The organism is Aeriscardovia aeriphila (genome assembly GCF_002259595.1).
In the GTDB taxonomy this organism is placed as follows: domain Bacteria; phylum Actinomycetota; class Actinomycetes; order Actinomycetales; family Bifidobacteriaceae; genus Aeriscardovia; species Aeriscardovia aeriphila.
The window spans coordinates 584,857-598,743 of sequence record NZ_MWWU01000002.1 but is presented as its reverse complement, the minus strand read 5'-3'; the positions used below and the strand labels follow the sequence as shown (position 1 = coordinate 598,743).

Sequence of the window (13,887 nt, the reverse complement as noted above, 5' to 3'; positions counted from 1 at the left end):
GGCTTTTTTGTTGCCCAAAACTCGTAGCCGCTGGATGCGCATGAACTTGTAAACTGTTAAGAGAATTCACGAATGTGGGTACGAGGTTGAGGAGTGGCATATGGCATCGATGGTGGAACAGACGACGCTTGATTTCATTGAGCGCTGGGAAGGCCATGGCGATGAGAAGCAGGAAACACAATGCTTCTGGATCGACTTGCTGGAGAATGTTCTTCACCGGCCAAACCCCACTGCTGAGGTCAGTTTCGAGGAGCGAACCGCAGGAAATGGCTATATTGATGCGCTTTTCCCTGATGCTCGTTTCCTGGTTGAACAAAAGAGCGCTTCTGTTGACTTGGATAAGCCAGAAATGCGCCAGGGGACTCCTGTTACCCCTGCGCAACAGGCGGTGCGCTATGTGTCCGGTCTGCCTTTCAGTAAGAAGCCAAGTGTTATTTGCACCTGCAACTTCAAGCATTTCCGATTCTATGACCTTGAAACTGACCCACAAGCTCAAGGCACACCGGTTGATGAGTTTGACCTTACAGAGCTTCCTGAGCATTTGGATACGTTCCGTCAGATTTTCTCTCCCAACCACTCGCGTATTGTTATCCAACAGCAACTCTCCGAGAAGGCTGGCTTGCTGGTGGCGAACCTTCATAATGCTTTGGCAAAACAGTATGTTGACCCTGATAACGAAGCCAGCCACCATGCTTTGGCAGTGTTGACTGTTCGTTTCGTCTTCTGCTTGTATGCCGAGGATGCCAACCTGTTTACGCCGAACGCTTTCACTAACTATGTGAAGGCAACGGATGCTGAGCATTTGCGCCGCGCTATTGTCGAACTTTTCGAAGTTCTGGACACGAAGGAGAGCGAGCGCGACCCGTATTTGGAGAGGGACCTGCGAGATTTCCCGTACGTCAACGGTGGCCTTTTCCGCGGGAAAATTGAGATCCCACAGTTTAGTGAGGAAATTCGCGACGCTCTGATCAACGCCGGTGAGAATTTCACCTGGAAGGATATTTCTCCGGTTATTTTCGGCTCTTTGATGGAAGAGACGTTGAGCCATGATCAACGCCGACAGGGTGGTATGCATTACACCACGGTGAAGAATATTCACCGAGTAATCGACCCGCTCTTCTTGGACCGTTTGAAAGCTGAATTGGCTTCTATTGAGAATGATCCTCACCTTACAGAAATCAAGAGGAAGAACCGTCTGGTAGCGTATCAAGATAAACTGGCTAGCCTTCAGTTCCTTGACCCTGCCTGTGGCTCAGGTAACTTCCTGACGGAAACCTTCTTGAGGTTGCGTGAACTCGAGAACCAAGCTCTCGCTGACATGCTGAACGGTCAAGGCTTCATTGACTTGGGTGGTGACAACTCGCTGGTCAAGGTTTCTATTGACCAGATGCATGGCATTGAGATTAACGACTTCGCAGTGGCCGTGGCGAAAACTGCCCTGTGGATTGCCGAGCAGCAGGCACTCGACGATACGGAGATTATTGCTAGTCAGGCTCTCCCACACCTGCCTTTGCATGATTCCGGCAACATCGTTCAAGCGAATGCTTTGCGCTACGACTGGAATGAATTGCTCCCTGCTTCTGAGTGCAATTATGTGATGGGTAACCCTCCGTTTGTGGGTCAGTACTTGAAGAGCGGAGACCAGAAGGCTGACTTGCAAGAGCTCATGGGCAAGGATTATGACGGTTACTTGGATTATTCCACAGGCTGGCATTATAAGGCAGCGCATTATTTGAATGAAGTTCCTGGCGCTCAGTTCGCGTTCGTTTCTACGAACTCAATTACTCAAGGTCAGCCAGTTCCTGCTCTGTTCAAACCGTTGTTTGGTATGGGCTGGAAGATTTCGTTTGCTCATCAGACTTTTTCGTGGAATGCGCAAAGCACGGATATTGCTCATGTTCACGTCGAGATTATCGGTATGAGTAAGGGTGCTGTTTCTCCTGTTCTCTTTGAATATCCGGATATTACGGGTGAACCAGTAGGAAGAACTGCCCAGAATATTAACGGATATTTGATTGATGCTCCCAATGTCTTCGTTGAAAAGAGAATGAAGCCGTTGCCAGGACTTGCTGAAGCGAGGTTTGGATCGAAGCCTACAGATGGTGGCCATTTGATCATCAATTCTCGCGAAGAATATGATGAGGCAATGGCTGATCCCGTTGCATCAAAATATGTTCGACCATTCCGAATGGGAAAAGAACTGATTAATAACACTGATCGCTGGTGCCTGTGGCTTCAAGATGCTACGCCTGGTGAGATGAGGCGATCTTCTTTCATATCACATCGTGTTGCTGCCGTACGTGAGTTTAGACTTTCTAGTAAGAAAAAACCGACGAGAGAAAAAGCTGCCACCGCTTGGCTTTTTGATGAAAATCATCAGCCTAGTGTCGCATATCTTGCCATTCCGCGTGTATTCAGCGAGAGACGTGAATATGCGACTTGTGACTATTATGATCCGAGTATTATCGCAGGTGATAAGGTCTACACATGTTCTGATCCTTACGGTTTCAATTTTGCAATCATCGAATCATCAATGTTTATGACGTGGCAAAAGGCTATTGGTGGAAGACTAGGAATCAGTTGTAGCTTTTCCAATACTGTGGTGTGGAATAATCTGCCACTACTGCAAGTATCCGAGGAGCTTCGCCAAAAGGTGATTGCAGCAGGCAAAGCTGTATTGGAAGCTCGCGCTAATTATCAAGGGCAGTCGCTGGCTGACTTGTATGATCCAGCCTACATGCCTATTGACCTGCGAAAAGCACACATTGCGTTGGATAAGGTGGTGGACCTCGCCTTTGGAGCATCAAAGCCGTGTGCAACGAATGAAGAGCGATTGCAGATCCTCTTCAATAACTACGCAGAAATGACCAAGAACGAGAAGTGATAATCATGAATGGGTGAGGGGGAGCAAGATCCCTCTCACCCATTTTGTGTATTGAGCTGCTAGGCCTGAGAAACTGTGCTCAAGGTTGAGATCAATTGTGCTTTCATCTCGGGGTACCACCAGCGCAGGTAGCCGGCTTTGGTGGGGTGGATGGGGTCGGCCATGAAGAGTGTGTAGTCTGCGCGAGGAATGGCATTGAAGGCGCTGTCGCTGAAGAGGTCAATCACAGCGAAATGCCATTTCTCGGCGAGCTCACGAAGCCTCGTCACCATGTCTGAATATTCGGGGCTCTCGTAGTACGAACCCGTGTAGAAAACCAGGGGAGCAGCCCAGTGGTGAGCGCAATAGCTCGCTATAAACTCGAGCGCACCCGTGATGGTGAGCACATCGAAATCTGACGGGTCGAATGAGGAGCTGATTTCGCCGAGCGGCTGATGCGTGGTGGCATCATTTGTGGAAAGCTGGAACACAATAGCGTCAAAATCCGTGTGAGAATCATACTTTTGCAAGCGGGTAACGTAACTATCCCCGTTACCAAACATCTGCTCAGCCCAAGTAGAAGGCCGGTCAACTAATGTTGTACCGGAAATCGCTTCTTTCGTCGCCTGAACACTGTCCAGAGCGGCGAAGAGGTCAACGAAAGATTGCCCTTGCGAAGCAGCTCCATAGGTCACGGAACTGCCAAGGAACAGAATGCGTTTGCCGGTGAGTACAGAAGGCTCAGCAGCAGGCAGGTTTGCAAGATCATACGCGGAAGCGTTGCCTGGTAATGCAGCATTTTTATCATCCATGACACTCATCATTCCTCCTTGAACGTGACGCACACGAGCATGCGCAGATGAATTTAAGCTTACTAGCAAGGCTGTGGTGAGCACTGATAATCTCAAACCAAGGAGATAAGCAGAGCAATGTTCAACGCAATGATGAGCGCAGTGCACACCACTGCCAGCCAGTAGACGAGCTTGGGCAACGGGCGTGCAACCACCGAGCGACGAGCCGTCAAAGTGAGCAGTGGGATCAGAACAAAAGGAATGCCAAAGCTCAACACTACCTGTGAAATCACCAAAGTGCGGGTTGGATCAACGCCGAGCGCCAAAATCACCACCGCTGGAATCGCGGTCACCAAGCGGGACACCAAAGGCGTGACTTCAATGGTCAGCAGGCCGTTCATCACCACCGAGCCTGAGTAGGAGCCGACCGTCGTTGAAGCAAGGCCAGCAATGAAGAGTGCCAAAGCAAACGCGAGAGCAGGGCCAGCGCCGAGCACCGAAGAGATGAGGTGATGCGCACCTTCCAAAGTGTCACCGCCCGGCATGCCGTGGAATGCGGCAGCAGCGATCACCACCATCGCACCATTCACCGCGCCTGCGATGAGCATGGAAAGAACAATGTCGAGAGCGGTCGCTTTGAGCATCGCGTTGTGCTTGTGTTCACCGATCACGCCGAAACGGTCGCGAACGAGAGCCGAGTGGGCGTAAATTGCGTGGGGCATGACGGTAGCGCCCAGAATGCCTGCCGCCAAAACGAGGCTTTCCTTACCGTCAAATTTCGGCTGCAAACCGGCGAGCAAGGGGAGGGCTTGCGGGTGGGAAGCGGCGAGATCCCAAAAAATGAGTCCCGTGATGGCGAGAACCATCGCAATAATCGCCCACTCGAAAAGCTGCTGCCACGACCTATTTTGCAGCAACAAAATGAGCGTGGAGATTGCCACTGTGACGAGAGCACCGATGACGATGGGCATGCGGAAAAGAATGTAGAGAGCTACGGCACCGCCCACTACTTCAGCCATGTCGGTTGCGATAGTGACAATCTGGGCTTGTAGCCAGTAGAGCAAGCGCATCGGCCGGCTCGTGCGTTCAGCGATGAGTTCGGCGAGCGTTTTGCCGGTGAGAATACCGATGCGGGCGGCGAGGTATTGGATGAGCATGGCCATGAGGTTGGCCACGACGACCACCCAGATAAGCATGTAGCCGTAGGTTGAGCCGGCAGAGAAGTTGGTTGCGAAATTGCCGGGGTCAAGGTAGGCGACTGCGGCGACGAAGCTCGGGCCAAGGAAACTGAGTTTGTGCAGTATGCGGCGAAGTGTTCTCATCTTGTCCTCATTCGACCATGCCAGGCTTCAGGTGCCAATAGGCGCACTTCACCCACGTCCGAGGCACATCTATCCGCGCGGTAATAGCGCGAGGTCGGCGTCATGTCAACGTGTCTCGGAAGCAGGGGGAGGAAGTCGGTTAGTCGTTTCTTCTTTCATGGTTAACTGTTTAGTCTCCGATGCTAACCCGACTGTGTTAAGAGCATGTGTAGGCCAGGTCATGCGAGTGTCATTCCTGGCCTCCACACTTCACGCAAACCTTACAAAAAGATTACTGAAAATAGAAATGAAAAGATAAATCAAAAAAGATGAGAGATAAATTGATAAAAGGTAAATGAAAGGGCTTCACCGCCGCTCAGTGCAGCGATAAAGCCCTATTTCTGCTTCATTCAACAACGAATGAAAACTTGGAAGGAGTTATTTCTCCTCACTCCTGTGGCAGCTCGTTCTCAGGAACGGAAGCAGCGTAGTCAGGAATCTCCTCTGGGTAATCTGGCCAAGCGCCATTCTGGGTGCACACGTAAGCTGCAGTGTTGACAGCAGCACGGTGAGCTTCACGCAGGGAGCGGCCTTCCAAAATGCCCATGGTGAACACGCCAGAGAAGGCATCGCCAGCGCCGACGGTGTCGACGACAGGAACCTTAGGAGTGTAGAACTTGCTCAACTCCGTCTTGGAAGCGACGATGGAGTACTTTGCACCTGCGGTCAGGATCACATAGTCGAGAGAGTAGGTGTTGATGAACCACTTGCAAGCTTCCTCGTCGCCCTCTGGCAGGTTGAACATTGGGCGAAGAATTTCAAGCTCGTCGTCGTTGATCTTGAAGACGGAGGACAGCTCGAGAAGCTCCTGGATGAGTTCCTTGGAGTAGTACTGCTCACGAATGTTGATGTCGAAGTAGCGGATGGCGCTTGGCTTGCAATCGTGCAGCAGGGAGAGGATAGTCTCACGGCTCTCTGGGTTGCGCAGTGCGAGAGTGCCGAAGCACACGGCATCGGCGCCGGACACCATGTCGGAGAGGTCATGGTTCAAGCGAATGTGGTCCCATGCTACGTTCTGGGTGATGCTCCACTGTGGCACGCCTTCCTTATCCAGCTTGGCATGAGTGGTGCCGGTTGGGTAGGAGTTGTGCTGCAAAATAGCGGAAATGTGGTGGGAGTGGACTTCACCAGCGAGCTCATCGCCGAGCTGATCGTTGCCGACTGCGGAAATCGCATAGCCGTCACCACCGTTCATTGTGGCGTGGTATACGAAGTTCGTCGGCGCACCGCCAGCCCTCTTACCCGCTGGGAGCATATCCCACAGGATCTCACCAACGCTGAGGACAATCGGCTTCTGTTTCATAGAATCTCCTCTATAAAAGGCTTGCCCTATTGCAAGCATTTGTGCACTGGCGCTGACTCCTTACGACGCAACCGCCCAATCAGCTGGTTTAAGGATCGGCGTTTCCCATTATTCCGCGCAAAACTTTTACTTTCAACCCAAAACACCGCAGAAAACCTCACTTTTTGCCCAAGTTTCTCCTTTCTCACCCCTTTTGTAGGGCTCTGTACACCTCGAGATTGTCACGCTGTGTCACGCGCAGCTTAAGCATTGCCCGCTCGCGCTGGCTTGCGTGCAGTGGCGGGCGAAGGCCTCGCACGCAATGATCGAGGAGTGCGCAGTGATAATCCCGCCATATAGTACAAGCAACTAACTATGTCGGGAAAGCTTGTAATTGCAGTGGAAATCTGGGTAGGGAAACGCCTGAAGAGGTGATTAAGTTAAAACACTTGACAAAGTCGAGGCCTGACTCCACAATAGGAGATGTCCAAGCTTCCAAGGCGAAGCACACAGGAAAGCTTGTTGAAGTCAAAGCAGACTCCAACACTACGAAGGGCAGAATTATGGATCTGTGGAACGTTGATAAGATTCCATTTGTTGGCACCGAGAACCCAGCAGAAGGCCTCGGCTTCCATTACTATGACCCAGAGCGCGTTGTCGCCGGCAAGAAGATGAAGGACTGGCTGCGTTTCGCTGTTGCGTACTGGCACACCTTCAACGCTCAGCTCAACGATAACTTCGGTGACCCAACCGCTATTCGTCCATGGCATAAGAACACTTATTCCAAGCCACTGGATGCTTCCTTGGCTCTCGTTGATTACGCCTTCGAGTTTATGAGCAAGCTCGGCGTTGAGTACTTCTGCTTCCATGATCGCAACGTTGCTCCAGAAGGCGATACCCTGCGCGAGACCGACAAGAACCTCGACGCAGTGATCGACAAGATCGAAGAGAACATGAAGGCCACCGGCATCAAGCTGCTGTGGAACACCTGCGATACCTTCACCGACAAGCGCTTCGTTCGTGGCGCTTCCACTGCTCCAAACCGTCACATCTTCGAGTATGTTGCCGGCCAGCAGCGTAAGTCCCTCGAAATCGCTAAGCGCCTCGGTGCTGAGAACTACGTGTTCTGGGGCGGCCGCGAAGGTTGGGAATCCCTGTGGAATACCGACGTTAAGCGCGAGCAGGACCACATGGCTGAGTGGTTCCGCATGTGCCACGAATATGCTGAGAAGATCGGCCTGGACGCTCAGTTCCTGATCGAGCCAAAGCCACAGGAGCCAACCACCCACCAGTACGATTGGGATGTGGCTGCGGCTCTCAACTTCATCAAGACTTACGACCTCGACTTCTTCCGTATGAACATCGAGGGCAACCACGCCAACCTCGCTCGCCACTCCTATGGTGAGGAAGTTCGTACCGCCGTCGACGCTGACAAGCTCGGCTCTCTCGACGCCAACCAGGGCAACAAGTTCGTCGGTTGGGATATGGATGAGTTCCCCGTTGACCTCTACGACACCACTCAGGTGATGTGGGAGGTTATGCGCGCTGGCTCCATCGGTCCAAAGGGTGGCCTGAACTTCGATGCAAAGCCACGTCGTACCTCCTTCGACCCAGAGGATCTGTTCCGCTCTCACATCGCTGGTATGGATTCTTACGCAGCTGGCCTGCTGGTTGCTGACAAGATGCACCAGGATCACTTCATCGAGAACCTCCTCGACGATCGCTATGCTTCGTGGAACACTCCAGAAGGCAAGGCTATCGAAGAGCACAAGGAGACCTTGGAGTCCCTCGAGTCTCGTGTTCTCGACATGACTGAAGAGCAGCTTGTTGCAGGTAACAAGTCTGATCACCTCGAGTCCGTGATGGCAACGATCAATAACTACATGATCGATGCTCTTCGCGAAGCCTGAGTTTTACTCTTTCTCCTGAAATACCAAGCCTAAATTCTTAGGCTTTAGCTCTCAACCCTATGTGCGAGGGGTTGGGAGCTTTTTTATACCCAGATTTTCACTGCGCTGGAATAGTTTCCGTGTTACAACAGCCATCGCGCCTTTCGCTTCGGCGAGCGCTAGCTTTGTGGCAACAAAAAAGCCCGGAGGAACTCCGGGCGGAATAAGTAGCACGAGATTATCAGTATGGACAGTGTTCAGCGCAGTGATAATCTTAAGCGCTTAGCCACGATGAGAGACGTACTGGCGATATACCTTCTCGCCAACCTCAACATCAGTAGCAGGGTAGACCTCGTCGATTTCCACTGGCCAAGCAGGAGCCTGAGCCTTGGGATCAGAAGAAGTTGCCAGAGCCCAAGCAGCCTGACGAGCAGCACCAATAGCGACGTACTCATCAGTGTGGGGAACGGAAACCTCCATACCCAAAATCGACGGGCCCAGCTTACGAACGGCAGCGGAACGGGCGCCACCACCGATCAGGAGCAAACGGCGAACTGGAACGCCCAGCGCGCGCACATCCTCCAAGCAATCGCGCTGCGTGCACAGCAGGGCCTCCACGAAGGCGCGAGCAATATTCTCACGAGTGGTGTTGGCAAGGTTCATACCCTCCAAACGAGCAGAAGCCGTCGGACGGTTCGGAGTGCGCTCACCATCGAAGAACGGCACCAGCGTCACACCTTGAGCACCAGGCTGAGCCTGAAAAGCGAGCTCAGCAAACTCATCAAAGCTTGTGCCCAGCATCTGGCAGCCAGCGTTGGTAATACGAGAAGCGTTGATCGTGCAGGCCAGAGGCAGGAACTGGCCGGAAGCGTCAGCAAAACCGTTCACGGCGCCCGTGTCATCATAGGCTGGCGTTGGGCTCACGGCTGCAGCAACACCAGAGGTGCCCAGCGAAATGCTCACATCGCCAGCGCCCATCGACAGGCCGAAGCTTGCCATGGCGTTATCGCCACCGCCAGCGCCGAGCACGCAGCCGCCCTCGACGTTCTTGCCCGCCTGAGCAGGATCGGCTGTGCCAGCAATACCAGCAGGGGAGATCACTTCAGGAAGGATCACCTTCTGCGCGTCAACCGTGCCGAGAAGTGCCTTAGCGAGCAAGTCGCGACGGTACTGATTGGTAGCAGGGTCAAAGTAGCCGGTGCCAGAAGCGTCAGAACGGTCGGTGGTGAGGTGAGAGAGCGCCTTCAAGCCTTCCTCAGCGCTTGCTTGTGGGCCGTAACCAGCGATACGCCAGGTCAGCCAATCATGAGGCAGGCAGATGGCGGCGATACGGCGAGCATTTTCTGGCTCGTTTTCTGCTACCCAGCGCACCTTAGTGATGGTGATGGAGGCGATGAGTGAGGTGCCTACGGCGTGAACCCATTCGCGGATGCCGCGAGCATGAACAGCGTCGGGGTCGGCTGGGGTGTTGGTGTCGGAGTCGGCTGGGGCTTCGTCTGCCTTACCTTCTGTAGCCAGAGCCTCTTCACCGAGCTCAACGATGAGCTTTTCAGCCTGTTCGGCCGAACGAGTGTCATTCCACAGCAGAGCATCACGAATCACACGGCCATGGTCATCGAGCAATACCATGCCATGCTGCTGGCCGCCTACCGAAAGAGCGGCAACATCATCGAGCCCACCAATCTGAGCTACAGCCTCCTGGTAGGCATCCCACCATGCTTGCGGATTTACCGATGTTCCATCGGGATGCTTGGCAACGCCCATGCGTACGAGAGCGCCGGTAGCAGCATCGCTCACGCGCACCTTGCATGATTGTGTCGACGTATCTACGCCCGCAACGAGCACTTTCTCACTGCTCATAGCAATCCTTTCCCTCAAGTAGGCTGGCCTTGCCAGTCAAGCGCTTCAGCCCACCCAGAAGGTCAACGCTGAAGCGATACCTCACTGGGAATACCGTTGCGCTACCACTGGGCTCGGCAACCCTGTCGAGCAGCACTGACAGGCATTCGACTTAGTTAAAATGCGCACCTATACTTGAGCTAAAAGCTAGTTGTATGGCGTGGAACCCTTGGTTCCATGCTGATACCATAATAGTTAAAGCACTGAACTAAGTCCAGTCGAGCGGCGGCACGAGCAACCGGAAATGCGAGTAACGCACGCAACCAACCACACACGAGTAGGGCAGATATGGCACGGATGAAAACGATTAACCAGGACAACCTGCGTGAACATAATCTCTCGATTGTGATGCAAACCCTGTTAGGCCACGGCTCACCACTCTCGCGCGCTCAACTCGCTCAAAAAACCGGGCTGACGAAAGCCGCCATGTCGCTGCTGACCGACATGCTCATTCAAGCCCAAGTGTTGCAACAAATGACACCCACCTCCGAGCCCAATAGTGGCTTCGGCCGCCCGGCAACACCTCTCGCCTTCGTGCCTCACCGTTGGGCTGGAATTGGCCTTCAGATTAACACCGACGGTTACGGCTACCTGATTCTCGACATTTCCGGCACCATCGTGCGTTCCGAGTGGATCAGCAAAGCCATGATCGACACTGACCCGGCCACCATCTTCGCCGAACTTGACCGTATGGTTCGCCCCGCCGAAGCCTTCCTCAAGGACGAAGGCTATCAGTTGTGTGGAGCAGGCTTGGCATTGCCTGGCTTGGTGGAGGGGGAGAACAAGCTTCTCTTTGCCCGCAACCTCGGCTGGACTGACCTCGACTTGAGCCAGTTTGCCGTGGTCCGCCGCCTCCACGCTCACGCCTATAACGAGGCTAATGTTGCTGCCATCGCCCAAATCCCTGGTTTTGCAACGGTTCACGACCCTGACTCCGACCAGCTCGGCCCGAGTGACTCGTTTATTTTCATCTCAACCGACGTTGGCATTGGTGGCGCTCTGGTTCGCGATGGGCATTTGGAAGCTGGCCAGCATGGTTTCGCAGGTGAGATTGGCCACATGCAAGTCGACCCTCATGGCGTTCACTGCACGTGTGGGCGTACCGGCTGCTTGGAAACGCTTGCGGGCCGCCGCGCGCTGGTAGAGGCTGCGGGCATCACGACGCACGAGCATTCTGCGGAGCGCGCTTTCGCCCTCGACCTCATTTCTCGCTGGCAGCAGGGAGATTCTCAGGCTGCGGCAGCCATCTACGCAGGCCTCAACGCGCTGACTTCGGTGCTCGCGTCTGTGGTGAATGTTGTCGACATTGACACGATTGTTCTGGGCGGCTTGTGGTCCGAGCTTTCCGGTTCCCTCGCCCCTCGCTTGCAAGCTGGCATTCAAGACCAGATTATCGGCAGCGCGAGCGTGAAGGTTCGCGTTCTCACTTCGGCTGTCCCGGAGCATTCGGCGCTGGTGGGTGCAGCCCAGGTGGGTTTGCGCCAGTTTATTGATCACCCTCGCCAGTTCTTGCCGCAGGCCGAGCGCAAAGCTGAGTAATTGCCGCCCTGCCTTCAGCTTCTGAACAGTGCCGGGCGGTGGGAGAGGTCTTCTCCTTGAGCAAGCCAGCGCTTGTAAAGTGCTAATCTTTCCTTGGTCGATGCCGCAAGATTATCAGGGAAGCTCTCTTGCGCAAACCAGCCCGAATTCAGGTTTTCTCCATCAGGTGTGGAAGCCAGATGCGAGGAGCCAGGAGCGAGGCGAGCTTCAAACATGTGGTCCATATATTGCGCCTTGTCACCATTGGCGTAGGTCAGCATACGAGAAGACGAGGTGACAGCCACGAGCGCGGTGACCTCAACGTCGAGGCCGGTCTCTTCCTTCACTTCGCGAATGGCAGTAATTGCAGGCTCTTCGGCCGGCTCAATAATGCCATAGGTGAAAGCCCATTCACCCGTGTCGGCACGCCTGCCCAAAAGGTAGCGGCCTTGCTCATCGCGCACCACAGCGGTAATACCCATCAGCCACAGGGGAGCGTGGCCGATTTTTTCGCGTAAATCAAGAATAAATTGTGGAGTTGCCATACTTTCAGTCTGAACGGGCGGGTATACAAAAGCGCGCCCGACAGGAAATTCCTCGACGAGCGCGCAGTGAAAATCTTAAGGTAGTGAAAAGAAGCGAGTGTCAGTCGACATCCTGGCCAGCGAGCTTACGCTGCTCAGCCATCCATGCTTCCACATCATCAGGAGCGGAAGGCAGGTACTTCTTCGACATCCACACCGGGCCATCCTCAGTGATGAGAACGTCATCCTCAATGCGGATACCAATGCCACGGAACTCTTCAGGAACGAGAAGGTCGTTGCGACGGAAGTAAAGGCCTGGCTCGATGGTGAAGATCATACCTGGCTTAAAAGTGCCACCCTGGTACTCGGAGAAGCGAGCCTCAGCGCAATCATGCACATCCAAACCCAGGTGGTGAGCCACACCGCAGGCATGCCAACGACGATGCTGCTGGCCTTCAGGGCTCAAAGCTTCCTCAACGGAAACGGGCAGAACACCCCACTCGGCCAAGCTCTCGCACAGCGAGCGCATGCAAGCATGATGGATGTCCGAGTAAGTGCCGCCGATGTGAACGGCTTCGAAGCCAGCGAGCTGAGCCTTGTAAACGGCTTCGTACAGCTTCCTCTGAACAGGGGAGAACTTACCCGAGACTGGGAAGGTACGAGTGATATCAGCAGTGTAGAGGCCCTTGGACTCAATGCCAGCGTCGATGAGAAGCATGTCCTGGCTTTGAACGGCGTGGGTGTTGCGCATCCAGTGGAGGGTTGGAGCGTCATCGCCAGAAGCGACGATGGTGCCGTAGCCGACGTCGTTACCCTCAATGCGAGAGATGGAGTCGAAGGCAGCTTCCAAAATGCGCTCGCCGTTTTCCTTGCCCTCAGCCTTGTCGAGGTGGCGAAGGATGTTGTCGAAACCGTGGCGGGTGGCATGAATGGCAGAATCCATTTCGGAAATCTCCCACTCGTCCTTGAACATACGAGCCTCAGCAGCGAACTGGTGCAGTTCGTCATCAGCTGCCTGGTTGGTGGCATGGTCGGTGAAGCCAGCGTGAACGCGGATGCTTTCCACAAGCTCGGTGACCTGAGGGTCAGCTTCCTTCACCACGCGCAGCTTGACGTCATGAGCTTCGCTGCCAACGTTCTTTGCCAGCAGGCTTGCCAGTTCCCTGACGTCGCGAGATTCCAGGCCGGTCATCACACCGAATTCGGCGATGCCAGGGCGTGCACCCGTCCAATACTCGCCGTAAGAAGCGGAGCGGAAGAACTCTGGAGTGTGGTAATCATAACGGGCGTGCACAAACAGGATTGGCTGGTGAAGCATGCCGGTGGAAGAGGCCTGCTCTTGAGGGTCGAGCACGAGAACAGCGCCTGGCTCGTAATCCTCACCCAAACCGGTGTAGTAAGCAAAAGTGGTGTCTGGGCGGAAGCGGAAGTCGCAATCATTGTTGCGAACCTTGGCAACGCCGGCAGGAATCACCAGTCGCTCGCCAGGGAAAGCCTGAGAGAGCTTGAGCAGACGAGCTGGAGTGTACTTGCTGGACTCCAGAGGGCTGGCCTGAGGGGTTTCAGCTTGCCAACCTTGGGTCATGAACTCTTTGAAAGTGCTCGAATTCGGGCGAAGAGAACGATTGTTCACCCTTTCGGAAACGGGCAGATTGTCCTTGGACGTGTTTTCGGCCATGTCAATCCCTTCTTACTAGTTGTGCCTCTATGCTAGCGAGAGGGGATAATAATTCAGCGTCGAGCTTGCTCGGGAGTGTTGC

9 protein-coding genes are annotated in these 13,887 nt (G+C 54.1%); 3 read left to right on the top strand and 6 right to left on the bottom strand.

The features are described 5' to 3' along the window. Positions 1-100: 100 nt before the first annotated feature. Positions 101-2,884: a DNA methyltransferase gene (locus AEAE_RS03575; protein WP_094689758.1), complete on the top strand. Its 2,784-nt coding sequence runs from the start codon at positions 101-103 to the stop codon at positions 2,882-2,884. A 59-nt stretch (positions 2,885-2,943) separates the two neighbouring features. On the opposite strand, the gene AEAE_RS03570 is transcribed toward AEAE_RS03575, so the two are convergent. From AEAE_RS03570 to AEAE_RS03560, 3 genes are all read right to left on the bottom strand, one after another. Beyond that, on the bottom strand, positions 2,944-3,687 hold the full coding sequence (locus AEAE_RS03570; RefSeq protein ID WP_094689757.1) for an SGNH/GDSL hydrolase family protein: 744 nt from the start codon (positions 3,685-3,687) through the stop codon (positions 2,944-2,946). An 80-nt stretch (positions 3,688-3,767) separates the two neighbouring features. After that, a complete protein-coding gene (locus AEAE_RS03565; RefSeq protein ID WP_094689756.1) occupies positions 3,768-4,976 on the bottom strand; it encodes an Nramp family divalent metal transporter in 1,209 nt (402 codons plus the stop codon). 427 nt (positions 4,977-5,403) lie between these two features. Beyond that, positions 5,404-6,318: a carbohydrate kinase family protein gene (locus AEAE_RS03560; protein WP_094689755.1), complete on the bottom strand. Its 915-nt coding sequence runs from the start codon at positions 6,316-6,318 to the stop codon at positions 5,404-5,406. Between the two features lie 542 nt (positions 6,319-6,860). Here AEAE_RS03560 and xylA point away from each other — a divergent pair. Further along, on the top strand, positions 6,861-8,207 hold the full coding sequence (gene xylA / locus AEAE_RS03555; RefSeq protein WP_094689754.1) for a xylose isomerase: 1,347 nt from the start codon (positions 6,861-6,863) through the stop codon (positions 8,205-8,207). 261 nt (positions 8,208-8,468) lie between these two features. Here xylA and AEAE_RS03550 read toward each other — a convergent pair whose 3' ends face one another. Next, entirely contained in the window at positions 8,469-10,046 is a 1,578-nt protein-coding gene (locus tag AEAE_RS03550; RefSeq protein WP_094689753.1) for a xylulokinase, read from the bottom strand. A gap of 327 nt (positions 10,047-10,373) precedes the next feature. On the opposite strand from AEAE_RS03550, the gene AEAE_RS03545 reads away from it, so the two are divergent. Then, positions 10,374-11,624 carry an ROK family protein gene (locus tag AEAE_RS03545; protein WP_094689752.1) on the top strand — a complete coding sequence of 417 codons (1,251 nt, stop codon included), beginning with the start codon at positions 10,374-10,376 and terminating at the stop codon, positions 11,622-11,624. A gap of 14 nt (positions 11,625-11,638) precedes the next feature. Here the strand turns inward: AEAE_RS03545 and AEAE_RS03540 are convergent, their stop codons facing one another. Then, positions 11,639-12,148, bottom strand: a complete 510-nt coding sequence (locus AEAE_RS03540) for an NUDIX hydrolase (RefSeq protein WP_094689751.1) — start codon at positions 12,146-12,148, stop codon at positions 11,639-11,641. Positions 12,149-12,248: 100 nt separating this feature from the next. Then, a complete protein-coding gene (locus AEAE_RS03535; protein WP_094689750.1) occupies positions 12,249-13,805 on the bottom strand; it encodes an aminopeptidase P family protein in 1,557 nt (518 codons plus the stop codon). Positions 13,806-13,887 lie beyond the last annotated feature (82 nt).

Bases quoted from the DNA above. Each gene is read 5' to 3' on its own strand.
- AEAE_RS03575 (WP_094689758.1), top strand. From the start codon at position 101: ATGGCATCGATGGTGGAACAGACGACGCTTGATTTCATTGAGCGCTGG.
- AEAE_RS03570 (WP_094689757.1), bottom strand. From the start codon at position 3,687: ATGATGAGTGTCATGGATGATAAAAATGCTGCATTACCAGGCAACGCT.
- AEAE_RS03565 (WP_094689756.1), bottom strand. From the start codon at position 4,976: ATGAGAACACTTCGCCGCATACTGCACAAACTCAGTTTCCTTGGCCCG.
- AEAE_RS03560 (WP_094689755.1), bottom strand. From the start codon at position 6,318: ATGAAACAGAAGCCGATTGTCCTCAGCGTTGGTGAGATCCTGTGGGAT.
- xylA (WP_094689754.1), top strand. From the start codon at position 6,861: ATGGATCTGTGGAACGTTGATAAGATTCCATTTGTTGGCACCGAGAAC.
- AEAE_RS03550 (WP_094689753.1), bottom strand. From the start codon at position 10,046: ATGAGCAGTGAGAAAGTGCTCGTTGCGGGCGTAGATACGTCGACACAA.
- AEAE_RS03545 (WP_094689752.1), top strand. From the start codon at position 10,374: ATGGCACGGATGAAAACGATTAACCAGGACAACCTGCGTGAACATAAT.
- AEAE_RS03540 (WP_094689751.1), bottom strand. From the start codon at position 12,148: ATGGCAACTCCACAATTTATTCTTGATTTACGCGAAAAAATCGGCCAC.
- AEAE_RS03535 (WP_094689750.1), bottom strand. From the start codon at position 13,805: ATGGCCGAAAACACGTCCAAGGACAATCTGCCCGTTTCCGAAAGGGTG.